The organism is Variovorax paradoxus NBRC 15149, from assembly GCF_001591365.1.
Classification (GTDB): domain Bacteria; phylum Pseudomonadota; class Gammaproteobacteria; order Burkholderiales; family Burkholderiaceae_C; genus Variovorax; species Variovorax paradoxus.
The window spans coordinates 431,858-455,062 of record NZ_BCUT01000007.1; the positions used below are offsets into that span (position 1 = coordinate 431,858).

Here is a 23,205-nt window from a genome sequence, read left to right on the forward strand (position 1 = left end):
ATTCACTCGGCGCCCAGCTGCAGGCGGCTGGGCAGGCGTTTCTCGATCGCGAACTTGAGCAGCGCCGCCGAGCGGAAGATGCCGTGCGCGAACTTGCCGTAGGGCAGCGTGAGGAACAGCGCCATCACCACGCCCAGGTGCACCGCGAGCAGCAGCGCCATGAAGGCGGTGTCGCGCCACGCGAGCAGGGCCAGGCCGGTCGCGCTGGTGAGCAGCAGCAGCGCGATGAAGCCGCGGTCCATCGGCCGCTGGGCCACGTCGCCATGCGCCGCATTGCGCCGCAGGTTCAGCCACAGCAGCCCGACGGGGCCGATCACCAGGCCGATGCCGCCCGCGGTGCCCAGCAGCACCGGCAGGCTCGTGAGCGCATAGGGCGCGTGCAGGCCCAGCAGGTAGTGGTAGAGCGTTGCCACGCAGGTGGAGGCGAAGCACAGCATGAAGCCGTAGAAGGTGAAGTGGTGGAAACGCCGGCGCCAGGGCGTGAAGCGGTCGTCTTCGTTGTTGCAGCCCTCGCCGTGGCCGCCGTCCAGGTAGGTGAGGCGCAGCACGTCGTGCGCGGCCTCGGCGCCGGCCGCGGCGCGCACGCCGGCCACTTCGCCCGGCGCGTTCTCCTGCGTCGGCGACACCTCGCGCCAGAAGCGCCGCACGCCCATCGCCAATGCGAACACCACGAAGGCGAACACCGCGCCGAACACCAGCGCGAGAAAGTTGTGCGGGAAGATCGCGTAGAAGTTGCCCGCGAGCGGCTCGTGCAGCAGCGCGCCTGTCATAGCCACGGCCAGCACGAGGAACAGCGCGAGCCCACCGGCCAGTGCCAGCGCAACGGTGAGCCCGGCCTTTTTGTAGAGCGGGCCCATGGCGGGCGGCCAGGCGTAGTCGTGGTACGTCTGCATGCGCACCTGCGCCATCGCCTGCGGCACGTTCACCGCAAACTCGTGCGGCGGCGCGTACTGGCAGGCATGCAGGCAGGAGCCGCAGTTGTGGCACAGGTTGGCCAGGTAGTGCGTGTCGGCCTTGCCGAACTCAAGCCGCCGCGTCATTGCGGGGAACACGGCGCAGAAGCCTTCGCAATACCGGCAGGCGTTGCAGATCTGCAGGATGCGCGCGACTTCGGCTTCGCTGGCGGCGAGCGGCAGCGCCGGCCGGATGGGAATGACGCGCGCCGATGCGCTGCCGATGCCATCGGCATCCGCACGGGCGCGTGCGACCAGGTCAGTGAGCTGCTGCAAGGGCGGTCTCCGGGGAATTCTTTTTCGAATGGCTCTTTGCTGCGCGTGCCGCCTGCGTGCCCGCGATGCGGCCGAAGGCCGTGCCGATGCTCATGCCCACGCCGGCCGTGTAGCCCTTACCCAGCACGTTGCCGGCCATCATTTCGCCGGCCACGAACAGGTTGGGGCTGGGCCGGCCGCCAAAGCGCACGGCCGCGGTCTCGTCCACCTTCAGGCCGAGATACGTGAAGGTGATGCCGGGCCGCAGCGGGTAGGCGTAGAAGGGTGCGGTGTCGATCGGACGCGCCCAGTGCGTCTTGGCGGGCGCGATGCCTTCGGTGTGGCAGTCGTCGAGGGCCGTGTGGTCGAAGCGGCCGACGCGGCAGGCCGCGTTGTAGTCCTGCACGGTGCGGACGAACGTGGCTTCGTCCAGGCCAATCTTCTGCGCGAGTTCGCCCAGCGTGCTTGCCTGCGTGCCGGCGAACACCGGCGGCATGAAGCGCCCGACGGCCTTCTGGTCGATGACCGACCACGCGATCTGCCCCGGCTGCTGCGCCACGAGCCGGCCCCAGATCGCGTAGCGCTTGGGCCAGAAGTCTTCGCCCTCATCGTAGAAGCGTTGCGCCTCGCGGTTGACCACCACGCCGAGCGACACGCAGTCGATGCGGGTGCAGATGCCGCCGTCGTAGAGCGGTGCGCGCGCATCGATGGCCACCATGTGGCCCTGCGACGGATCGCCGATGCTGTCGGCGCCCGCGTCGATCATGTACTTCAGCAGCACGCCCTGGTTGAAGCGCGTGCCGCGGACGAGGAAATTGTCGGCCGGCCATTCGCCGCGCTCGTTCCGGCCCCAGGCTTCGCGCAGCCATTCACGGTTCGATTCGAAGCCGCCGGCGGCCAGCACGCAGCTCCTGGCTTCGATGCGCTCGCCGGCCTCGGTGCGCACGGCTGCGAAGCGGTCGCCGTCGAGCTCCACCGAGGCCACGGGCGTGTCGTAGCGGATCTGCACGCCGAGTTTTTCGGCGCTCCGGAAATAGGCGTTCACCAGCGCCTTGCCGCCGCCCATGAAGAAGGCATTGGTGCGCGCCACGTGCAGCGCGCCCGACAGCGGCGGCTGGAAGTGCACGCCATGGCTGCGCATCCAGTCGCGGCAGTTCGACGAGGCGCGGATCACCAGCCGCGCGAGGTGCTCGTCGGTCAGGCCGCCGGTCACCTTCAAGAGGTCTTGCCAGTACTCCTCTTCAGGGTAGGCATCGACCAGCACGTCCTGCGGCGCGTCGTGCATGCAGCGCAGGTTGCGGGTGTGCTGCGAATTGCCGCCGCGCCATTCCTTCGGCGAGGCTTCCAGCAGCAGCACCGAAGCGCCGGCCTCGCGCGCCATCAGCGCGGCGCACAGCGCGGCATTGCCGCCGCCGACAACCAGTACATCTATCACTCGTGGGTCTCCTTTGAATCAGGAGACTTTAGGGAGCGCGCCCTTCACGCGAAAGGCCGAAAGAGGCAACGGGTGTTCAGTTATCGAGAAGACTTGCGCCGGTCCATCGGCCCTCGCGCACCAGGGCGCGCGCCGTGTCGGCAACCACCACGCGCGCGGCCAGCGCGGCCGGCGAAAGCTCGTCGTCCGAGAGGCTCACGAGCAGGTTGCGGCGGCCCACGTGCGCATCGCTGATCTGCGTGAGCTCCAGGTCGTCGCGGTCATGCCGGGCCGTGGCGGCGCCGGGCTGCACGGTGGCGCCGTAGCCCGCGCGCACCGCGTCCATCAGCAGCGCGAGGCCGTCGACCTCGGCAACGATGCGCGGCTGGATGCGGGCCCGCGCAAAGGCCGCCATCAGCGTCGCGCGCAGGCCGTGGCTGCCGCTCGGCAGGATCAGTGGCACTTCGGCGAGCTGCGACAGGCGGACCTTGGTGCCCGTGGGGCGCCCCTCCAGCGTCGGCGATGCGATCACGAACAGCTTCTCGGCCAGGAGCGGCGCCACGCTCCAGCGCCGCGGCGTATCGGTCTGGAACAGCACCGCCAGGTCGAGCTGGCGCGCATGCAGCATCGTCGTGAGATGGCCCGACAGCGCCTCGACCATGTGCAGCCGCACTTCGGGATAGCGCTGCTGCATGGCGCGCATCAGCGGCACGCCCAGCACGGTGGCCGTGGTGGGCGCGAGGCCCACGCTCACATGGCCCGACAGGCGCGCCTGCTGCGCCGCGCGCACGGCATCGTCGGCATGCCGCAGCGTGAGCTGGGCCTGCTGCAAAAAGGCCAGGCCGGCATCGGTGGGCGCCACGCCGGTCGAGCTGCGCTGCAAGAGGCGCGTGGAAAGCTCGCCTTCGAGCCGGCTGATCTGCTGGCTCAGCGCCGAGGTGACCACGCCCAGTTCGACGGCCGCACGGCCCATGCTGCGCAGTTCGCAGACCTTGACGAAGTAGCGCAGTTGCCGGAGTTCCATGCCCGCATCATCGCGCAGATGAAAAAATGGCCGCCAACACCCGTCGCGCAGGCGCTGGCAGCCGTGGAAACCGGGATCGGCGCTTGTTGCTTATTGCCTGTAGCTGTCGTCGATGCGGTCGAGCTTGCGGATCAGCGAGGGCCAGACGAACTGCCCGCCCAGGCCGCCGGTCTGCACCTTCATCGCCTGGCCCACGCCCTCGACGATCCTGGGGTTCACCTGCGTGAGCTCGCCGCCGCCCGATTGCGCGGCGATCTGGATCTGGCAGGTGTTCTCGAAGGTGTACATCGAAAGAAAGGCGTCGGCAATGGTCTTGCCGCAAGTCAGCAGGCCGTGGTTGCGCAGCATCAGGAAATTGGCGTTGCCCATGTCGGCCTGCAGGCGCGGCTTCTCGTCGTCGCGGAAGGCCACGCCTTCGTAGTCGTGGTAGGCGAGCGAGGCCAGCACGAAGGTGGACTGCTGGCTGATGGGCAGCACGCCGTTCTTCTGCGCGCTGACGGCAATGCCGGCCTTGGTGTGGGTGTGCAGCACGCACTGGATGTCTTCGCGCGCCGCATGCACGGCGCTGTGGATCACGAAGCCGGCCGGGTTCACGGGGTAGGGCGAGTCGATGATCTTGTTGCACTGCTGGTCGACCTTGACCAGGCTCGACGCGGTGATCTCGTCGAACATCAGGCCGTAGGGGTTGATCAGGAAGTGGTGCTCGGGCCCGGGAATGCGCGCACTGATGTGCGTGAAGACCAGGTCGCTCCAGCCGTAGAGCGCCACCAGGCGGTAGCAGGCGGCAAGGTCGACGCGCAGCTGCCACTCCTCGGCGGAGACGAGCTTCTGGATTTCGGATTGGGTGTTTGCGTTCATGGTGGTGGTTTCCTTGGGGATGGGTCAGGCCGCGGCTGGTTCCTTCATGGCCGCCTTGTAGATGCTCTGCTTCGGCTGCGCCATCAGGCGCTGCAGCATGGGTTCGAATTCGCTGATGGGCAGCGTCTCGGCGCGGGGGTCGAAGGCCGGGTTGTCGTAGAGCGCGCAGAACTCGGCCGTGCGCTCGTAGTGCGGATGGTCCTTGAAGCCGTCGCGCATGTCGCGGTCCAGGCCGATGTGATGGAAGAAGTAGTGGCCCTGGAAGATGCCGTGGTGCTGCACCATCCAGTGGTTGGCCTCGCTCACGAAGGGCTTGAGGATGGCCGCGGCAATGTCGGGATGGTTGAAGCTGCCGAGCGTGTCGCCGATGTCGTGCAGGAGCGCGCACACCACGTATTCCTCGTCGCGGCCGTCGCGCAGCGCGCGCGTGGCGGTCTGCAGCGAATGGGTGTAGCGGTCGACCGGAAAGCCGCCGTAGTCGCCTTCGAGGATCTGCAGGTGCCGGATCACGCGCGCGGGCAGGCCGGCCGCGAACTGCCTGAACTCGCCGCCTATCAGCTGCCAGTCTTCGCGCGTGCTCTCCTGCATGCTCCTGAAACCTGCCCGTTCGCTCATCGTGTTGTCTCCGTGTTCTTTGGGGGGAGCGGCCACTGTAGACCCGCGCTTGACGTTCAACTGTCAAGAATTTGACAATGCAAGGCTCTGGTAAACCCCTGCATGCCGCCTTCCAAACCGCGTCTTTCCGCCCCGCACCGCGCTGCGATGGAGCGCAATCCATGGTTCACCAGCATGCCGCGCGCGCAGCGCGAAGCACTGCTGGGCGCAGGCGAACTCATCCACGTGCGGCGCGGCGCCATGGTGTTCCGCCAGGGCGATCCGGTCCACGCCGCGGGCGGCGGCTTCTACGGCCTCCTGGCCGGCACGATCAAGATCTCTTCGCTGCGGCAGGACGGGCGCGAGGCCATTCTTGCGGTGCTCGAGCCCGGCAACTGGTTCGGCGAGATCACGCTGATCGACGGCTCGCCGCGCACCCACGACGCCACCGCGCTGGAGGCGCTCGACCTGCTCGTGGTGCCGCCCGAGGCCTTTGCCCAGCAGATGCGCGACGTGGTCTTTGCCAACGCAATGGCCGCCATGCTGGCCGCGCGCGTGCGCATGCTCTACGGCCTCACCGAAGACGCCACGCTGCGCAGCCTGCGTGCGCGCGTGGCGCACCGGCTGCTGGTGCTGGCGCGCGGCGACGCCACGCAGTCGGTGCAGCTGCGCCGCACGCTGATGCTGCCGCAGGAAGCGCTGGCGATGATGCTCGGCGTCACGCGCCAGACGCTCTCGAAGGAGCTCAATGCGCTGGCGGACGAGGGCGTGCTGGCGCTGGGCTACGGGCGCATCGAGCTCAGGTCGATCGATGCGCTGCAGGCGCTGGTGAGCAGCGGATAGCGGCTCAGCGCAGCACGCGTCCGTCGGCCGAGATGCTGATCAGGTCGATGGTGCGCGAGGCATCGCGCAGGCCCGGGCGCAGGTTGACGCGGAAGCCGCCCACGTCGTAGTCGGTCATGGCGGTCATCACGCGCTGCAGGCTGGCAGTGGTAAAGCCGCGGCCCGCGCGGCGCACCGCTTCGCCCGCCACCTTGACCGCGATGAAGCCTTCGAGCCCTTCGTAGGAGGGCGTCTGGTCGGAGTTGTCGACCGCGGCGCGGTACTCCTTGACGATCGGAATGGCCGAGGGCCGCGGCGACGGCACCACTTGCGAGATCACGATGCCGCCGATGTCCTTGCCCAGTTCGGCATAGAGCGGGTCGATGCCCACGATCGAGAAGGCCATGAAGCTGCCGCTGTAGCCGCTCTTGCGCAGCTTGCGGATCGCATTGGCCGTGGTGCCCGAGAGCGACACCAGCACGATGGCCTGCGGCGTCTGCTGCATCACCGTCTTCAGCGCCGCGTCGAGTTTGTCGGCGCCGCCGGCCGGCACCATCGCCGAGGCCACCAGCGCGGGCAGCTTCAGCTCGGTGATGGCCTGCTGGACGGCGGCCAGGCCGGCGCGGCCCATGGCGTCGTCGTCGCCCACCAGCGCGATGCGCGTCTGGCCCACGGTGGCGCACTGGCGCACGATCTTCAGGGCCTCGTCGATCATGCCGGGGCGCACGTGGAATACGTGGGGATGGCTGGCCTCGCGCAGCGTGTCGGCGGCGGCAAAGGGCGCGAACAGCAGGCTGCCTTGCTGCGCCGCCACGTTCGCTCCGGCATCGCTGCTGGCGGTGCCCACGAAGCCGAACAGCATGTCGGCCTTGTCGGCACCCAGCAGCGTGCGCGCATTGGCGGCAGCCCGGCCCGCGTCGTAGCCGTCGTCCAGCTGCAGCAGCTTGAGCTGCAGGCCGCTCGCGGCATTGCGCTCGTTGAAGTCGGCCACCGCGAGCCGGCTGCCGGCCGCAAAGGCCAGCCCGATCTCGCCGGCCGCGCCCGTCAGCGGCACCGACTGGCCCAGCACGACCACCCGTGCGCCCGCCGCGCGGCCCGACGATTGCGACAGCGCCGGCAGATGAACGCCGCCGCCCAGCAGCAGCGCCCCGCACGCCTTGCCCAGCCATTCCCTGCGAGAACTGTCCATGGCTCACCTTTTTTAACAGTAGTAAAAAAGTGTAGCAAGTTCGGTGCCGATGGGGAAGGCTGCGGAAAACGAGGCCGCCCGGCGGGCCTCCCGCAGGAGCGGCCTCAGGCGCGCCGGAACACCAGGTCCCAGACGCCGTGGCCCAGCTTGATGCCGCGGTTCTCGAACTTGGTGAGCGGCCGGTACTCCGGCTTGGGTGCGTAGCCTTCGGCCGTGTTGCGCAGCAGCGGCTCGGCGGACAGCACCTCGAGCATCTGCTCGGCGTAGGGCTGCCAGTCGGTGGCGCAGTGGATGTAGCCGCCCGGCTGCAGGTGCTCGGCGAGCTTCTTCACGAACTCGGGCTGGATCAGGCGGCGCTTGTTGTGGCGCTTCTTGTGCCACGGGTCGGGAAAGAACACATGCACGCCCGCCAGCGAGCCGGGCTGCAGCATGTGGTCGAGCACGTCGACCGCATCGTGCGCGCAGATGCGGATGTTGCTGATCGACTGCTCGCCGATGCGCTTGAGCAGCGCGCCCACGCCGGGCTCGTGCACTTCGCAGCACAGGAAGTTGGTCTCGGGCAGCACCGTGGCGATGTGCGCGGTGGCCTCGCCCATGCCAAAGCCGATCTCGAGTACGGTCGGCGCGGCGCGGCCGCCGAAGGCCGCCGTGAGGTCGAGCGGCTCGGGCTTGTAGGGAATGAGGAACAGCGGGCCCAGCTCGGCAAAGGCGCGCGCCTGGCCGTCGGTGGTGCGGCCCGCGCGCTTCACGAAGCTCTTGAGGCGGCGGTGCAGCGGATGCGGCTTGTTGTTGCTGTTGTCGTCGGCCGCGTCGTCGTCGTCGCTGGGCGTGGAATCGTGGGGCACGGTGTCGGGAAAGGTCATTACGGCCGCGAATTGTAGAGATCGCGCCATTCGGGCACCCAGCCGGCCAATGCAGGCGCGCAGGAAGCGGCCGTGGTGGCGCGCAGGCCGAGCACGCGCGCGGCCGCGTCGAGGGCGGCCAGGGCAGCCTCTGGCGTGGCGGTGTCGATGGCGGTGGCGCCGTTCTGCTTGGAGAGCTTGTCGCCGTCGGCGCCGCGCACCAGCGGCGTGTGCAGGTAGCTGGGCGTGGGCAGGCCGAGTGCGCGCTGCAGCAGGATCTGGCGCGCGGTGTTGTCGGCCAGGTCTTCGCCGCGCACCACGTCGGTCACGCCCTGTTCCGCGTCGTCGACCACCACCGCAAGCTGGTAGGCCCAGGGGCCGTCGGCGCGGCGCAGCACGAAGTCGCCAACCTCGCGGCTCACGTCCTGGCATTGGCGGCCGAGGCGGCGGTCGGTCCAGCAGAGTTCGCCGGAGGCCGATGGCGGCTGGGCCGATTCGAACTTCTCGGTGGCAAAGCGCCAGGCGCGTGCGGGCTTGCCGTGCAGGCCGTCGCGGCAGGTGCCGGGATAGACCCGCTCGCCATGGCGCGTGTGCGGCCGGCCGAGCCGTGCCAGCGCCTCGTCGATGTCCTTGCGCGAGCAGCCGCAGGGGTAGGCAAGGCCGAAGGCCTGCAGCCTTGCCAGCGCGGCTTCGTAGCGCTCGGTGCGCTGCGTCTGCCACAGCGGCGCTTCGTCGGGCAGCAGGCCGCAGTCGGCCAGTTGCCCAAGGATGTGCTCGCCCATGCCGGGCAGGCAGCGTTCGGTGTCGGCGTCCTCGATGCGGATCAGCCAGCGCGCCTTCGGGCCGCGCGCGCGCACGTCGAGCCAGCTTGCGAGCGCGGCCACCAGCGAGCCGGCATGCAGCGGGCCGGTGGGCGAGGGCGCGAAACGGCCGGTCTCCCGCATCCGTGGATCAGATCACTGCAAGCGCCAGCGAAAGGCCCGAGAGGAACGCATCCTCGACCCGGTGCCCGGTGCACCAGTCGCCGGCCACGCCGATGCGTGCCTTGGCGTCCCACAGGTGGCTCTTGCCCACGGGCACCTGGGTCTGGGCTTCGGGCCAGCAGCGCGCCCGCGCGTGCGTGGGCGCGGCATGGATGCCGGTGATTTCGGCGAAGGCGCGCAGCAGCTTGGCCTCGACGCGCGCGGCATCGTCGCGCAGGTGCTCCTGCGACCAGGTGGCGCTGGCCTGCAGCGTCCAGCGCTCGACGCGTTCGCGGCCGGGCTTGGACGACTCGCGCGCCAGCCATGCCACGCGGTGATGGGTGCTGCGCGCCGCATTCCATTGCGGGCCGAGGTGCGACATGTTGGCCTGGTTGGCCTGCGGGAAGGCGATCATCAGCGTCCAGCAGGGCGCGATGCGCACCGGCTCGATCTTCTGGCTGATGGCGGCCGAGAGCTTGCCGTCGCCCAGCAGCGCGCGCGTGCGCGAGGGCGGCACGGCCAGCAGCACGGCGTCGAAGCCCGAGTACACGTGCTGCGAATCGTCTTCACCGGCGGTGCGCAGCTGCCAGCGCTTGGCGTCGAGCGCATCGGCTTCGATCTGCGTGACCTGCGTGTCGAGCACGAGGCTGTCGCCCAGCGGCGCGGCCCAGTGGGCCACCAGGGCGTCCATGCCCGGCTGCGCCACCCAATGCGATTCGCGCCCGGGCAATGCGGCCTCGGCCACGCGGCCGTGCGCATCGAGCACGCGCACGAGGTTGGCGCTCCAGGGGCGGCAGAGGCTGGGCGTGGCTTCCAGCGCCAGCGCAAAGCGCGGATCGCGCACGGTGAAGTACTGCGCGCCGCTGTCGAAGCGGCCGAAGGCGGTGTCGACGCTCGCCATGCGCCCGCCGGGCGCGGCCTCGCGTTCGAACACCGTGACCTTGTGGCCGGCCTGTACCAGCGTCCGGGCGCAGGCGACTCCGGCAATGCCGGCGCCGACGACGGCGTAGTGGCGTGGAGCGGCGGGGGTTCGGTGGCGGTCGGCCGCCTTTGCAGTTGCGCGAGTGGTCATGAGGGACTCTTTTCTTGTGTACGGAGACGGATGGATGTGTCCGGACTCTACATCGGTCCGGGAGGGGGCTGGAGGACGTGTCCTGTTCGGGGTGCGTGCACAGGCCACCGGGTACTTCCCTCCGCGAATGTCCCGCGCCGAATCAACGCCCGCGATGCCGTTCAAGCAAAGCCCGCCGCGTGGCCTCGTGCTCGAACTGCGCGAGCCACCATTCGAGCGCGCGGCCCGGCCCGCCCGCGCTGCGCACGCGCCAGGCGCAGTGCATGGTCGCGAGCGGCGGCTGGCGTTCGGTCTTGCGCTCGACCAGGTGGCCGGCCTCGATGTAGGGCCGCGCCATCGGCTCGGGCAGGAAGCCGCCGCCCAGGCCGTGCAGCTGCGCGTTCAGCTTGGCCTGCATGCTCGGCACCGTGAGCACGTCCTGTCCACCGACCAGGTTGACCGTCATGCTCGGCCCGCTGCGCACCGAGTCGGCCGCCGCCACCGCGCGATGCTGGCGAAGCACCGCATCGGTCAATGGCTCGGGCAGGCGCGCGAGCGGATGGTGCGGCGCCACCGCATAGACGAAGCACAGCTCGCCGATCGGCCGGCTGCGGATGCCGGTGGCGGTGAAGGCCAGGCTCGCCGCATCGAGCACCGCGCCGATGGCGAGGTCGGCCTCGCCGCTGGTCAGCGCCTCGATGGTGCCGAGCAGGGTTTCGTCGCGCAGCTTGAGCCGCGTGGGCGGATCGAGCGCGAAGAAGGCCGTGGCCAGGTCGAGCAGCGGGTCGCGCGCGATCACGCTGTCGACCGCAATGGTGAGCATCGGCTCCCAGCCCGTGGCCACGCGCTTGACGCGGTTGGCAACCGCATCGATCTCGCCGAGCAGCCGCGCCGCCTCGCGCAGCAGCTCGGCGCCGGCCTCGGTGATGCGGGCCTGGCGTGCGCTGCGGTCGAACAGCAGCACGTCGAGCGCGTCCTCGATCTGGCGCACGCGGTAGCTGAGCGCGCTGGGCACGAGGTTGAGCGCGCGCGCCGCGCCGGCAAAGCTGCCGGTGCTCGCCACGGTCTGCAGCATGGCGAGCGCATCGGGGGTCAGTACGTCTCTGGCGCTGGGCATGGCGGCTCCTTCGACCGGCGGCCCGATCGATCAAAAAATTTGAATGATGCCATCAAAACCCGGCGCTTTTATCCATGGGGTGCGGGCCTAAAGTTCTTCACATCCGCTGCGCATCCGGCGCGGCATACGAAGAAGGCCCGAGCAACCCCCACAGGGCAGGGCCGAAGGAGTCTGACGATGTTGCAAGTCCGTAAATCACAGGAACGCGGTTATGCCGACCATGGCTGGCTGCGCTCGTTCCACAGCTTTTCCTTTGCCGGCTACTACGACCCGGCCCACATGGGTTTCGGCAACCTGCGGGTGATCAACGAAGACCGCGTGGCCGCGGGCGCCGGTTTCGGCACCCATGGCCACAAGGACATGGAGATCATCAGCTACGTGCTCTCGGGCGAACTGGCGCACAAGGACAGCATGGGCAACGTGGAATCCATCCCGCCGGGCGACGTGCAGCGCATGAGCGCGGGCCGCGGCGTGATGCACAGCGAGTTCAACCACAAGGCCGACGAGACCACGCACTTCCTGCAGATCTGGATCGAGCCGAACGTGCGCGGCATTGCGCCCGGCTACGAGCAGAAGAAGTTCAGCGACGCCGAAAAGCGCGGCAAGCTGCGCCTGGTGGCCTCGCCCGACGGTGCCGACGGCTCGGTCACGGTGCACGCCGATGCGCGCCTCTTCGCAGGCCTGCTCGACGGCGATGAAACCGCCAGCCTGGCGCTCGATTCGAAGCGCAAGAGCTACGTGCACCTGGTGCGCGGCGAGCTCGAAGTCAATGGCCAGAAGCTTGTGGGCGGCGACGCCGCGATGCTCCAGGGCGAATCGCAGCTCACGCTCGGCGCCGGCAAGGATGCCGAAGTGCTGGTGTTCGACCTGGCGGCGTGATCCCGGGCCGGGCGCATGCCGCCCGGCCTTCTTTTTCCCCTGTTCTTTTTTCAATTTCAACAACCCGAGGAGTTTTCACACATGGCAACCACAACCACCACCCCCAATGCAGCCCAGGACACGCTGGCGCTGGTCGGCCGCATCCTGATCGCGTACCTGTTCATCCCGGCCGGCATCGGCAAGCTCATGGGCTTTGCGGGCACCGTGGGCTACATCAACTCGGTGGGCCTGCCGCTGCCGGAAGTCGGCGCCGCGATCGCCATCCTGGTCGAGCTCGTCCTCGGCATCGCGCTGCTGGTGGGCTTCAAGACCCGCTGGACCGCCATTGCGATGGCCGTCTTCACCGTGGTCACCGCGCTGTTCTTCCACAAGTACTGGTCGGCGCCCGATGCAATGAAGATGATGCAGCAGATCAACTTCAACAAGAACATCGCCATTGCCGGCGGCCTGCTCGCCTTCGCCGCCTTCGGCCCCGGCCGCTTCAGCATCGACAAGCGCTGATTCCACAACCTGAACAAAGGAGTCCCTGAACATGGCAAACATCGTCGTTGTCTTCCATTCCGGCTACGGCCATACCCAGCGCGTGGCGCAAGCCGTGGCCGATGGCGCGGACGCGCAGCTGCTCGCCATCGATGCCGATGGCAACCTGCCCGAAGGCGGCTGGGAGACGCTGGCCGCGGCCGACGCGATCATCTTCGGCTCGCCGACCTACATGGGCGGCGTGAGCTGGCAGTTCAAGAAATTTGCCGATGCGTCGTCGAAGGTCTGGTTCACGCAGGGCTGGAAGGACAAGCTCTTTGCGGGCTTCACCAACAGCGCCACCATGAACGGCGACAAGGTCGCGACCATGGGCTACCTGTGGACGCTTGCGATGCAGCACAGCGGCCTGTGGGTCAGCATGGGCATCCTGCCGAGCAACAGCAAGGCGGCCACGCGCGATTCGATGAACTACGTGGGCGGCTACGGCGGCCTGTTGACGCAGTCGCCTTCGGATGCGAGCCCGGCCGAGATGTTCAAGGGCGACTTCGACACGGCAAGGGCATTCGGCGAGCGTATTGCCACAGTGGCAAGATCGCGCGGATAAAACCCAGCCAACCACGGAGCCCCCGATGACCGATACCGCCGCACAGACCCAATTGCTTCAACCACACGACAAGGACCTGGGCGGCGGCTTCAATGTGCGGCGCCTGCTGCCCGCGGCGCAGCGCCGCTCGGTGGGCCCGTTCGTGTTCTTCGACCACTTCGGCCCGGCCACCGAGCAGCCCGGCATGGCGCACGACGTGCGGCCGCATCCGCACATCGGCCTGTCCACGGTCACCTATCTTTTCGAGGGCGCGATGATGCATCGCGACAGCCTCGGCAGCGTGCAGGAGATCCTGCCCGGCGCGATCAACTGGATGACCGCGGGGCGCGGCATCGTGCACTCCGAGCGCAAGCCCGAGCGCCTCAAGGCCGACACCTACGTGAACCATGGGCTGCAGCTCTGGGCCGCCTTGCCGCAGGTGCATGAAGAAATCGAGCCGAGCTTCGAGCACACGCCGGCCGGTGGCATTCCCGAGGTGGTGGAGCAGGGCGTGGCGGTGCGCGTGCTGGTGGGCGAGGCCTTTGGCCAACGCTCGCCGGTCAAGACGCTGTCGCAGACGATCTACCTCGACATCGCATTGCCCGCGGGCGGCCGCTTCGAACTGCCCGCGCTGGCGCCCGAATTGGCGGTGTATGCCGTCGATGCCGATGTGCGCATCAATGGCGAAGCGATTCCCGCGCACACGATGGCGGTTCTGCCCGACGGCCAGGGCGCAGTGCTGGCTTGCGACACCGCGGCGCGCCTGATGGTGATCGGCGGCGAGCCGCTCGACGGCCCGCGCTACATCACCTGGAATTTCGTATCGAGCCGGCGCGAGCGCATCCTCGAAGCCGGCTCCGACTGGGCTGCGCAGCGCATGGGACATGTGCCTGGCGAGACCGAGTTCATTCCGCTGCCCGGCAAGCCCTTTGGCGTGCGCGAACCCGACGTGGGCACCACGCCGGTCTGATCTGCGGAGCGCGTGGCCGGCAACCCGCCGGCTATTTCTTCAGGCCGCTGCTGAGGCCCACGTCTTCCGACGCACGCGCACTGGCATCGGCCGCACGTGCGCTCAGGTCGGGCGCGAGCGCGCGCCGGCCGTCGAACACGAAGCAGTCGCCGTGGTAGTGCGCACCGCCGACCTCTTCGAAATATTTGAGGATGCCGCCTTCGAGCTGCAGCACGTTCTCGATGCCTTCCTCGCGCATCAGGATGGCGGCCTTCTCGCAGCGGATGCCGCCGGTGCAGAAGCTCACCACGGTCTTGCCCGCGAAATCGGCTCGGTGCGCCTTGAGCGCGGGCGGGAATTCGGTGAACTTGGTGATGCGCCAGTCGATCGCGCCGTCGAAGCTGCCTTCGTCGACCTCGAAGTCGTTGCGGGTGTCGAGCAGCGCGATTTCCCGGCCTTCATCGTCGTGGCCCTGGTCGAGCCAGCGCTTGAGCGTGGGCGCGTCCACGCCCGGCGCGCGGCCCGCTGCCGGCTGGATGGCCGGATGGTCCATGCGGATGATCTCGCGCTTGAGTTTCACCAGCATGCGGCGGAAGGGCTGCGCGGCGGACCAGCTTTCCTTGGTTTCGAGGTCGGCGAAGCGCGCATCGGCGCGCAGGCCGGCCACGAAGCTGCGCACGGCGTCGGGCAGCCCCGCCAGGAACAGGTTGATGCCCTCGGGCGCCAGCAGGATGGTGCCCATGAGGCCCAGCGCCTGGGCGCGCCCGCGCAGGTCTTCGCGCAGCACGGGGCTGTCGTCGATGGCCACGAATTTGTAGGCCGCAATATTCAAAATCTCTTGCACGGGCCGAGATTGTAGGGATTGCCAACCCACATCGTGGAGTGGCGGTTTCTACAATGGGCGGATGTTTGTTCACCTGCGCCTGCACACCGAGTTTTCCGTCGTCGACGGCACCAACCGCATCGACGAAGTCGTCAAGGCCGCCGCTGCCGACAAGCAGCCCGCACTGGCCATCACCGACCTGAACAACCTGTTCGGGGCGGTCAAGTTCTACAAGCAGGGGCGAAGCAAGGGCGTCAAGCCGGTCATCGGCGCTGAAATCTTCATCGAAGGCCTGGGCAAGGAGCCCGGCGTGCTCACCCGCATCGTGCTGCTGGTGCAGAACATGGAAGGCTACCTGCACCTGTCCGAGCTGCTGGCGCGTGCCTGGACGCAGAACGTGGGCCGCGGCCAGTCGCAGGCGGCCTGCAAGCTCGAATGGCTCCAGGAGCTGCAGGGCGGACTGATCGCGCTGTCGGGCGCGCAGGCCGGCCCGCTGGGCGCGCCGCTGCTGCAGGGCCAGGAAGAGCGCGCCGCCGAGCTGGCGCTGCAATTGGCGGGCATGTTCCCGCACCGCTTCTACATCGAGCTGCAGCGCGCGGGCCGCCCCGAGGACGAGCCGCATGTGATTGCCGCCGTCAAGCTCGCGGCCCGCCTGCGCCTGCCGGTGGTCGCCACGCACCCGGTGCAGTTTGCCGAACGCCAGGACTACGAGGCGCACGAGGCGCGCGTCTGCATCTCGGAAGGCGAAATCCTCGGCAACCCGCGCCGCGTGCGCAAGTTCACCGAGGAGCAGTACTTCAAGTCGAGCGCCGAGATGCAGGCGCTCTTTGCCGACGTGCCGAGCGCGCTGGCCAACACGGTCGAGATCGCCAAGCGCTGCAACCTCACGCTGGTGCTCGGCAAGCCGCAGCTGCCCGATTTTCCGACGCCCTTCATCAGCGAAGGCGTGCGCATGCCGATCGACGAGTTCTTCCGCCAGGAGTCCTTCCTGGGCCTGGAAGAACGCCTGGCGCACCTCTATCCCGATCCGGCCAGGCGCGAGGCCGAGCGGCCGCGCTATGTGGAGCGGCTCGAGTTCGAGATCAACACGATCCTGAACATGGGCTTCCCCGGCTACTTCCTGATCGTGGGCGACTTCATCAAGTGGGCCAAGAACAATGGCTGCCCGGTGGGCCCGGGCCGGGGCTCGGGCGCCGGTTCGCTGGTGGCCTATGCGCTGAAGATCACCGACCTCGATCCGCTCGAATACAAGCTGCTGTTCGAACGTTTCCTGAACCCCGAGCGCGTCTCGATGCCCGACTTCGACATCGACTTCTGCCAGGGCAACCGCGACCGCGTGATCGACTACGTCAAGGACAAGTACGGCCGCGATGCCGTGAGCCAGATCGCCACCTTCGGAACAATGGCCGCGCGCGCCGCCATCCGCGACGTGGGCCGCGTGCTCGACATGAGCTACATGTTCTGCGACGGCATCAGCAAGCTCATTCCCAATAAGCCGGGCCAGCCCGTCACCATCCAGTATCCGCCCAACCCCAAGGTGGAGGGCGACAAGAACAACTACGCCATCGAGATGGAGCCGCAGCTCGCGGCGCGCATCGAGAAGGAAGAAGAAGTGCGCATGCTGGTCGAGCTCGCGCAGAAGCTCGAAGGCATGACGCGCAACATCGGCATGCACGCGGGCGGCGTGCTGATTGCGCCCGGCAAGCTCACCGACTTCTGCCCGCTCTACCAGCAGCCCGGCAGCGACTCGGCCGTGAGCCAGTACGACAAGGACGACGTGGAGGCCATCGGCCTCGTGAAGTTCGACTTCCTGGGCCTGGCCACGCTCACGATCCTCGAGATCGCGAAAGAGTTCATCGTCAAGCGCCACAAGGGCCAGGAGAACTTCGCGTACGAGAACATCAAGCTCGACGACCGCGAGACCTACAAGCTGTTCTCCGAGGGCAAGACCGAAGCGGTGTTCCAGTTTGAAAGCCGCGGCATGCAGGGCATGCTGAAGGATGCGCGGCCGACGCGCCTGGAGGACCTGATCGCGCTCAACGCGCTGTACCGTCCGGGCCCGATGGACCTGATCCCGAGCTTCGTGGCGCGCAAGCACGGCCGCGAAGAGGTGGAGTACCCGCACCCGGCCGTGGCCGAGATGCTCTCCGAGACCTACGGGATCATGGTCTACCAGGAGCAGGTGATGCAGACCGCGCAGATCCTGGGCGGCTATTCGCTCGGCGGCGCCGACCTGCTGCGCCGCGCCATGGGCAAGAAAAAGCTCGAGGAGATGGCCGAGCACCGCGAGAAATTCCGCGCGGGCGCGCTCTCGACGCACGGCATTCCCCAGGACAAGGCCGACGAGATCTTCGACTTGATGGAGAAGTTCGCGGGCTACGGCTTCAACAAGTCGCACGCCGCCGCCTACTCTCTGCTGGCGTACCACACCGGTTGGCTCAAGGTCCACTACACGGCCGAGTTCTTCTGCGCCAACATGACCGTGGAAATGGACGACACCGACAAGCTCAAGGTGCTGTTCGAGGACGCGCAGAAGAACTTCGGCATCACCTTCGAGCCGCCGGACGTGAACCGCGGCAACTACCGTTTCGAGCCGGTCACCGACAAGGTGATCCGCTACGGCCTGGGGGCCGTCAAGGGCACGGGCCAGCTCGCGGTCGAGGCCGTGGTGCGCGCACGCGAAGAAGGCGGGCCCTTCAAGAGCCTGTTCGATTTCTGCGTGCGCATCGATCGCCAGCGCATCAACAAGCGCACGGTCGAAGCGCTCATCAAGGCCGGCGCATTCGATTCGATCCAGCAGAACCGCGCCTCGCTCATCGCCTCGGTCGACCGCGCCTTCGAGTTCGCGGCCGCCACCGAGGCCAATGCCGCGCAGGTCGACATCTTCGGCGACAGCGAGCATGGCTCGGCCACGCAGGAGCCCGAGCTGGTGGACGCCACGCCCTGGGGCGTGAAGGAGCGGCTCACCTTCGAGAAGACGGCCGTCGGCTTCTATCTCTCAGGCCACCTGTTCGACGAGGTGGCGCACGAGGTGCGGCGCTTCTGCAAGCGCGAGATCGGCGACCTCATGGACACGCGCGAGCAGCAGGTGATCGCGGGCATCGTGAGCGATTTCCGCGTGATCAACGGCCAGCGCGGCCGGCTGGCGATCTTCAAGCTCGACGACAAGTCCGATGCCATCGACGCCACCGCGGACGAGGCGCTGATCAACGCGAACCGCAACACCCTGAAGGACGACGAACTGGTGATCGTGAGCGGCCGGCTGCAGCCGGGCCGCGGCGGCTTCGAGGCCCGCTTCCAGGTGCAGCAGGTGTGGGACCTGGCCACCGCGCGCTGCCGCTTCGGAAAATTCCTGCGCGTGGCGGTCAATGGCAAGGCGCCCGACATCGCGCGCCTGGTGAAAGACTTTCCGCCGCGCACCGAGCAGAGCGAGCACGGCGACCTCGTGCAGGGGCTGCCGGTGCGCCTGTCGATGGCGCGCGGCGGTGCGCAGGTCGAGCTGCAGCTGGGCGAGCGCGCGAAGTTCTTCCCGACCGATGCCGCGCTCGCGAGCTGGACGGCGCAGGCGGAAGCCGGCAAGGCCTCGGTGGTCTACGAGTGAGCGGCGAGGCGGCCGGGCGCGCTTGGCGCCTGGCCGGCCCTGCAACTACCGCTTGGGCCGCAGCGAAACGATCAGCGACGGGAAGATGCGCCCGTCGGTGTCGCGCGGCAGCTTGTCGGTCTTGTGCAGGCCGCGTTCGGCGGCTTCGTCCCAGCTGGGCAGTCCGCTCGACTTGGTCAGCTTGACGCCGACGATGGTGCCGTCCGGTGCCAGGTTCACCTCGAACTCGGCGGCCGGATTGCCGTTGACCGTCTCGGCATCGGGGAAGGTGATGTTGGGGCGCACCGCCGCGGCAATGCGTCCGGCGTAGCCGCTCGACGGTCCTGACGAGCGCATTGCCGTGCCCTTGGAATCGTCGCTGCCGCTCGCGCCCGCGAGGCCCTGCATGCGCTTGAGCGTTGCGGCGCGGTCGGCCGCGGCCTGCTTGGCTGCGGCTTCCTGCTGCTTCTTCGCTTCGGCCTGCTTGGCCTCGGCCTCCTGCTGCTGTTTCTTCTGCTGTTCGGCGAGCTTTTGCTGCTGCGCCTTCTTGCGTTCGGCTTCGTCTTCGGCGCGCTGCTTGGCTTCGAGCTCTTTCTTGCGCTGCTGTTGCTGGCGCTCGAGCTCGCGCTCCTTCTGTTCCTTTTCTTCCTTGAGCTTTTTCTCGCGTTCGAGCGCGATGTCCGGCGCGCGCGGCGCCGGGGCGGGCTCGGGGGCTTTCACCTGAGGCGGTGGCGGCGGGGGAGGCGCAGGCGGCGGCGGCGCGGGAGCCGGCGTGGGTGCCTGCGGCGCGGACAGGCGCGGCGCGGCCTGCTGCACCGTGGAAGACCACAGCTCCGCATCGACGGCGCCTTCGTCGGCATCGCTGCGCCAGCGCACTCCCCACGTCAGCGCGGCAATCAGCAGCGCATGCGCAACCAGCGCGAGCAGCACCGCGCGCGGCGTGCCGCGCTGCGGCGGTGGTGCGAACTCGGGGCGATCCAGGGCGAGCGACATGCCTTATTTGCCGCCCGTGGTGGTGACGGACAAGCCCACGCGCTCGATGCCGCTGCGCTTGAGCTGGTTCATCGCCTTCACGACGGTTTCGTACTTCACGGACTTGTCGGCGCTGATGACCACGGGGCGCTGGTCGTCGCCGCCCTGGGCGGTCTTGGCCGCGGAGCCGATCTGGGTCATGGGAACGGACGTGCCGCCGCTGCCGGTGGACGGGTCCTTCTTGATCTGCGCTTCGTCATCGCTCTTGATGACGATTTCGATCGGCTTGTCGGGCTGCTTGTTGGCGCGGTCGACCGACGGCAGGTTGATCACGCTCGGCGTGATGAGCGGCGCGGTGACCATGAAGATGATCAGCAGCACCAGCATCACGTCGATGAACGGGACCATGTTGATCTCGTTGATCGTGCGGCGGCCTCGGCCCCGGGATGAAACTGCGGGCATGCGCTGGACCTCCGCTCAGCGGTTGGCCGGAGCCGCCGAAGTTGCCGACGCCACCGCGGCCGGATTGGCCGAAAGGTTGCGCTGCAGGATGTTGGAGAACTCCTCGATGTAGGTTTCGAGGGCAATCGCGATCTTGTCGATCTCGCGTGCGAAGCGGTTGTAGCCCACCACCGCCGGAATGGCGGCGAACAGGCCGATGGCGGTGGCCACCAGCGCTTCGGCAATGCCGGGCGCCACGGTGGCCAGCGTCACCTGCGCGAGCGCGGCCAGGCCGGTGAAGGCATGCATGATCCCCCAGACCGTGCCGAACAGGCCCACATACGGCGAAACGGAACCCACGGTCGCCAGGAACGACAGGTTCTGCTCGGCCGCGTCGAGTTCGCGCTGGAAGCTCGCGCGCATGGCGCGGCGGGCACCGTCGAGCAGCGTGGGCGCGTCGCTCACGTGGCGCTCGCGCAGCTTCTGGTACTCGCGCATGCCCGAGGCGAAGATGCGCTCCATGGGGCCGGCGAACTTGGCGTTCTGCGCGGCCGAGGCGAAGAGCTCGTTCAGGCTGGTGCCCGACCAGAACTCGCGCTCGAAGTCGTCGTTGAGCGCGCGCATGCGGCGCAGCGCGAAGTACTTGCGGATGATCGCGGCCCAGCTGGCGATCGAGACGATCACGAGCAGCAGCACGACCAGTTGCACCACGAAGCTCGCATGGAGCAGGAGATTGATGATGGAGAGGTCTTGGTTCATGGCTTGAAAGGTTGAGTCATGGAGCCGCCGCAGCGCTCGAGGGTTCCCGCAACTTGGGCCGGTATGCGCGCAGGACGCAATGTGGAGGCATCCACCCAGCCGATGCGGATCGTGCCTTCGCACAGCAGGACGGGTGCCGCGGCTCCCGTTCGTTCTTGCTCTGTTTTTGATAGCACCTGTTGACCGATTATCAATGACGCCGTGCCCAGTTGTCGGAGATCGGCTGTAACCAGCAGTTCGTCGTCGAGTCGGGAGGGGCGATGGTATTTGAGCTGCGTTTCGCTCACCACGAACTGGCCGCCGGTTTCCTCGCGCAGCTTTCGCTGCTCGATGCCCAGCGAGCGCAGCCATTCGGTGCGGCCGCGCTCCATGAACTTGAGGTAGTTGGCATAGAACACGATGCCGCCGGCGTCGGTGTCTTCCCAGTAGACGCGGATCGGAAACGCGTAGCTCATCGGGCGGGGTTCGCGATCATCGCGCGCAGGCGCTCGACCGATTCCTGCAGGTGCGCCATCGAGCTGGCGGTGGAGAAGCGCACGAACCGGCTGGTCTCGGCCGTGCCGAAATCGCGGCCCGGCGTCACGGCCACGTGGGCGCGCTTCATGGTTTCGAAGGCAAAGTCCCAGCTGCCCGAGATGCCCAGCTTCTCGGCGACCGCGGTGCAGTCGGCCCAGGCGTAGAAGGCGCCATCGGGCACCACCGGCACGTTCAGGCCCAGCGCATTCAGCTGCGGAATGAACCAGTCGCGGCGCGCCTTGAACTCGGCGCGGCGGCGCTCGTATTCGGCAATGCTCTCGGCCTCGAAGCAGGCCAGCGCGGCGTACTGCGACACGGTGCTCGCGCAGATGAAGAGGTTCTGCGCCAGCCGCTCGACCACCGGCACCAGCGCCTCGGGCACCACCAGCCAGCCCAGGCGCCAGCCGGTCATGTTGAAGTACTTGCTGAAGCTGTTGATGCTGATGACGTTGTCGTCGATGGCCAATGCCGTCTGCCCGAAGGCATCGTCGTGCGAAAGGCCCAGGTAGATCTCGTCGATCAGCGTGATGCCGCCGCGCTGCGACACCACCTCGTGGATGCGGCGCAGTTCATCGGGCGCGATCGAGGTGCCGGTCGGGTTGGAGGGCGAGGCGAGCAGCACGCCGCGCGTCTTCTCGGTCCAGGCGGCCTCGACCTTGGCGGCCGTGAGCTGGAAGCGCTCTTCGGCCGTGGTGGGCACCAGCACGGCCTTGCCGTCTGCGGCGCTCACGAAGTGGCGGTTGCAGGGGTAGCTCGGGTCGGGCAGAAGGATCTCGTCGCCGGATTCGATCAGCGCCAGGCAGGCCAGCTGCAGCGCAGCCGAAGCCCCCGCGGTCACCACGATGCGGCGCGCCGGCACGTCGACGCCGAAGCGCTGTGCGTACCAGCCGCTGATGCGTTCGCGCAGCAGCTCCAGGCCGGTGGCCTGGGTGTACTGCGTGGCACCGGCACGCACGGCGCGCGCGGCGGCTTCCTGCACCAGCGGCGGGGCGGTGAAGTCGGGCTCGCCGATGTTCAGGAAGATCATCGGCCGGTCGGTGTGGGCCACCTCGCGGGCGAGCACGCCGGCGGCCTTGGCCACCTCCATCACGTAGAAGGGTTCGATGCGCTGTGCGCGCCCCGAAATTCTCACGCTCTGGCCTTGCCCGAGGCCCGGTCGGCCTCGACCTCGGCGGCGCGCAATTGCGGCGCCAGGCCGTTGAGCACGGCGTTCACGTACTTGTGGCCGTCGGTGCCGCCGAATTCCTTGGCAAGCTCGATGCACTCGTTGAGCACCACGCGCCATGGCACGTCCAGGCAGTGCTGGAACTCGTACACGCCGATCCACATCACGGCGTGTTCGATCGGCGATATTTCTTCGAACTTGCGGTCCAGCAGCGGGCGGATCAGTGCGTCGAGCTGCTCGGCGCCTTCGATCGAGCCGTGCAGCAGAGCGTCGTAGTGCGCGGCGTCGGCCTTGTGGAAGCCCGCGAGGTCGCGCGTGAAGTGGTCGATCTCGGTCGGGTCGTTGCGGCCCACCAGGTGCTGGTAGAGCGCCTGCAGCGCGAATTCGCGCGCGCGGCTGCGGTTCGACTTGGCCGAGGCCTTGCGCGCGCCGGTGCTGGTGAGGCCGGTGCGCACTTGCCGCGCCGGGCGCGGCTTGGCGCCGGCTGCCTTGTTGTTGTCTTCGGTCATGTGAGGGAGGCCAGCAGCCGCGCCATCTCGACAGCCACCTGGGCCGCGTCGCGGCCCTTGTCGGTCTGCCGGGCAATGGCTTGTTCGAGGTTTTCGGTCGTGAGGATCGCGTTGGCGATGGGAAGGCGATGGTCGAGCGCCACGCGGCTCACGCTCGCGCCCGATTCGTTGGCCACCAGTTCGAAGTGGTAGGTCTCGCCGCGGATGATGCAGCCCAGCGCCACCAGCGCGTGGTAGCCGCCGCGCACGGCCATGGCCTGCAGCGCGATCGGCACTTCGAGCGCGCCGGGAACCTGCACATGGTGGATGTCCTCCGCGGCCACGCCCAGCTTCTCGAGCTCGGCCAGGCAGGCGGCGGCGAGCGCATCGGTGATGTCGGCGTTGAAGCGCGCCTGCACGATGCCGATGCGCAGGCCTTTTCCGTCGAGCGGCGTGTTGTGGTCAGCGCCCTTGTTTGCACCTTGCATG

24 protein-coding genes are annotated in these 23,205 nt (G+C 68.2%); 6 read left to right on the plus strand and 18 right to left on the minus strand.

All coding sequences use genetic code 11. The features are described from left to right. Positions 1 to 2 precede the first annotated feature (2 nt). The 5 genes from tcuB to VPA02S_RS27615 all read right to left on the minus strand — a co-directional run bounded on the left by tcuB (position 3) and on the right by VPA02S_RS27615 (position 5,119). Entirely contained in the window at positions 3 to 1,229 is a 1,227-nt protein-coding gene (gene tcuB / locus VPA02S_RS27595) for a tricarballylate utilization 4Fe-4S protein TcuB (protein ID WP_018904642.1), read from the minus strand. Further along, the gene (tcuA, locus tag VPA02S_RS27600) at positions 1,213 to 2,643 is read right to left on the minus strand and encodes an FAD-dependent tricarballylate dehydrogenase TcuA (RefSeq protein ID WP_018904641.1); all 1,431 of its coding nucleotides are present in this window, start codon (positions 2,641 to 2,643) and stop codon (positions 1,213 to 1,215) included. Before tcuA ends, tcuB begins: the two co-directional genes overlap by 17 nt. Before the next feature lie 76 nt (positions 2,644 to 2,719). Then, the gene (locus VPA02S_RS27605) at positions 2,720 to 3,646 is read right to left on the minus strand and encodes a LysR family transcriptional regulator (protein ID WP_018904640.1); all 927 of its coding nucleotides are present in this window, start codon (positions 3,644 to 3,646) and stop codon (positions 2,720 to 2,722) included. A gap of 90 nt (positions 3,647 to 3,736) precedes the next feature. Beyond that, the gene (locus VPA02S_RS27610; RefSeq protein WP_018904639.1) at positions 3,737 to 4,504 is read right to left on the minus strand and encodes a class II aldolase/adducin family protein; all 768 of its coding nucleotides are present in this window, start codon (positions 4,502 to 4,504) and stop codon (positions 3,737 to 3,739) included. Between the two features lie 24 nt (positions 4,505 to 4,528). Then, the gene (locus VPA02S_RS27615; protein WP_018904638.1) at positions 4,529 to 5,119 is read right to left on the minus strand and encodes an HD domain-containing protein; all 591 of its coding nucleotides are present in this window, start codon (positions 5,117 to 5,119) and stop codon (positions 4,529 to 4,531) included. 102 nt (positions 5,120 to 5,221) lie between these two features. On the opposite strand from VPA02S_RS27615, the gene VPA02S_RS27620 reads away from it, so the two are divergent. Beyond that, the gene (locus tag VPA02S_RS27620) at positions 5,222 to 5,941 is read left to right on the plus strand and encodes a Crp/Fnr family transcriptional regulator (RefSeq protein WP_026284005.1); all 720 of its coding nucleotides are present in this window, start codon (positions 5,222 to 5,224) and stop codon (positions 5,939 to 5,941) included. A gap of 4 nt (positions 5,942 to 5,945) precedes the next feature. Here the strand turns inward: VPA02S_RS27620 and VPA02S_RS27625 are convergent, their stop codons facing one another. The 5 genes from VPA02S_RS27625 to VPA02S_RS27645 form a co-directional block, all read right to left on the minus strand. Next, the gene (locus VPA02S_RS27625; protein ID WP_018904636.1) at positions 5,946 to 7,109 is read right to left on the minus strand and encodes an ABC transporter substrate-binding protein; all 1,164 of its coding nucleotides are present in this window, start codon (positions 7,107 to 7,109) and stop codon (positions 5,946 to 5,948) included. 104 nt (positions 7,110 to 7,213) lie between these two features. After that, a complete protein-coding gene (gene trmB / locus VPA02S_RS27630; RefSeq protein ID WP_018904635.1) occupies positions 7,214 to 7,972 on the minus strand; it encodes a tRNA (guanosine(46)-N7)-methyltransferase TrmB in 759 nt (252 codons plus the stop codon). Further along, positions 7,972 to 8,895 (minus strand): tRNA glutamyl-Q(34) synthetase GluQRS, encoded by a 924-nt coding sequence (gene gluQRS, locus VPA02S_RS27635; protein ID WP_018904634.1) that lies wholly within the window; start codon positions 8,893 to 8,895, stop codon positions 7,972 to 7,974. Before gluQRS ends, trmB begins: the two co-directional genes overlap by 1 nt. 7 nt (positions 8,896 to 8,902) lie before the next feature. Beyond that, positions 8,903 to 9,985, minus strand: a complete 1,083-nt coding sequence (locus VPA02S_RS27640; RefSeq protein ID WP_018904633.1) for an NAD(P)/FAD-dependent oxidoreductase — start codon at positions 9,983 to 9,985, stop codon at positions 8,903 to 8,905. A 142-nt stretch (positions 9,986 to 10,127) separates the two neighbouring features. Continuing rightward, entirely contained in the window at positions 10,128 to 11,081 is a 954-nt protein-coding gene (locus VPA02S_RS27645; protein ID WP_012748223.1) for a LysR family transcriptional regulator, read from the minus strand. A 177-nt stretch (positions 11,082 to 11,258) separates the two neighbouring features. On the opposite strand from VPA02S_RS27645, the gene VPA02S_RS27650 reads away from it, so the two are divergent. The 4 genes from VPA02S_RS27650 to VPA02S_RS27665 are packed head-to-tail and all read left to right on the plus strand — an operon-like array spanning position 11,259 to position 13,993. Then, positions 11,259 to 11,960 carry a pirin family protein gene (locus VPA02S_RS27650; protein WP_018904632.1) on the plus strand — a complete coding sequence of 234 codons (702 nt, stop codon included), beginning with the start codon at positions 11,259 to 11,261 and terminating at the stop codon, positions 11,958 to 11,960. Positions 11,961 to 11,975: 15 nt separating this feature from the next. Next, positions 11,976 to 12,461, plus strand: a complete 486-nt coding sequence (locus VPA02S_RS27655; protein WP_259347625.1) for a DoxX family protein — start codon at positions 11,976 to 11,978, stop codon at positions 12,459 to 12,461. 31 nt (positions 12,462 to 12,492) lie between these two features. After that, complete coding sequence (locus VPA02S_RS27660) at positions 12,493 to 13,044, plus strand: flavodoxin family protein (RefSeq protein ID WP_018904630.1); 552 nt, start codon at positions 12,493 to 12,495, stop codon at positions 13,042 to 13,044. A 25-nt stretch (positions 13,045 to 13,069) separates the two neighbouring features. Beyond that, on the plus strand, positions 13,070 to 13,993 hold the full coding sequence (locus VPA02S_RS27665; RefSeq protein ID WP_018904629.1) for a pirin family protein: 924 nt from the start codon (positions 13,070 to 13,072) through the stop codon (positions 13,991 to 13,993). Positions 13,994 to 14,024: 31 nt separating this feature from the next. Here VPA02S_RS27665 and VPA02S_RS27670 read toward each other — a convergent pair whose 3' ends face one another. Further along, complete coding sequence (locus tag VPA02S_RS27670) at positions 14,025 to 14,816, minus strand: sulfurtransferase (protein WP_018904628.1); 792 nt, start codon at positions 14,814 to 14,816, stop codon at positions 14,025 to 14,027. 61 nt (positions 14,817 to 14,877) lie between these two features. Between VPA02S_RS27670 and dnaE the strand changes: the two genes are divergently transcribed. After that, positions 14,878 to 18,396 (plus strand): DNA polymerase III subunit alpha, encoded by a 3,519-nt coding sequence (gene dnaE / locus VPA02S_RS27675; RefSeq protein WP_012748217.1) that lies wholly within the window; start codon positions 14,878 to 14,880, stop codon positions 18,394 to 18,396. 45 nt (positions 18,397 to 18,441) lie between these two features. Here the strand turns inward: dnaE and tolA are convergent, their stop codons facing one another. The 7 genes from tolA to ribH are packed head-to-tail and all read right to left on the minus strand — an operon-like array spanning position 18,442 to position 23,204. Further along, positions 18,442 to 19,368 (minus strand): cell envelope integrity protein TolA, encoded by a 927-nt coding sequence (tolA, locus tag VPA02S_RS27680; RefSeq protein ID WP_018904627.1) that lies wholly within the window; start codon positions 19,366 to 19,368, stop codon positions 18,442 to 18,444. Between the two features lie 3 nt (positions 19,369 to 19,371). Continuing rightward, complete coding sequence (locus VPA02S_RS27685) at positions 19,372 to 19,809, minus strand: ExbD/TolR family protein (RefSeq protein ID WP_012748215.1); 438 nt, start codon at positions 19,807 to 19,809, stop codon at positions 19,372 to 19,374. Between the two features lie 15 nt (positions 19,810 to 19,824). Then, a complete protein-coding gene (gene tolQ / locus VPA02S_RS27690) occupies positions 19,825 to 20,547 on the minus strand; it encodes a protein TolQ (protein WP_012748214.1) in 723 nt (240 codons plus the stop codon). After that, on the minus strand, positions 20,544 to 21,002 hold the full coding sequence (locus VPA02S_RS27695; RefSeq protein ID WP_018904626.1) for a YbgC/FadM family acyl-CoA thioesterase: 459 nt from the start codon (positions 21,000 to 21,002) through the stop codon (positions 20,544 to 20,546). Before VPA02S_RS27695 ends, tolQ begins: the two co-directional genes overlap by 4 nt. Further along, entirely contained in the window at positions 20,999 to 22,195 is a 1,197-nt protein-coding gene (locus VPA02S_RS27700) for a pyridoxal phosphate-dependent aminotransferase (RefSeq protein ID WP_018904625.1), read from the minus strand. The genes VPA02S_RS27695 and VPA02S_RS27700 overlap by 4 nt, the downstream gene beginning before the upstream one ends. Continuing rightward, positions 22,192 to 22,737, minus strand: coding sequence for a transcription antitermination factor NusB (gene nusB / locus VPA02S_RS27705; RefSeq protein WP_012748211.1), 546 nt, complete (start codon positions 22,735 to 22,737; stop codon positions 22,192 to 22,194). The genes VPA02S_RS27700 and nusB overlap by 4 nt, the downstream gene beginning before the upstream one ends. Further along, complete coding sequence (ribH, locus tag VPA02S_RS27710) at positions 22,734 to 23,204, minus strand: 6,7-dimethyl-8-ribityllumazine synthase (RefSeq protein WP_018904624.1); 471 nt, start codon at positions 23,202 to 23,204, stop codon at positions 22,734 to 22,736. Before ribH ends, nusB begins: the two co-directional genes overlap by 4 nt. Position 23,205: the final 1 nt, after the last annotated feature.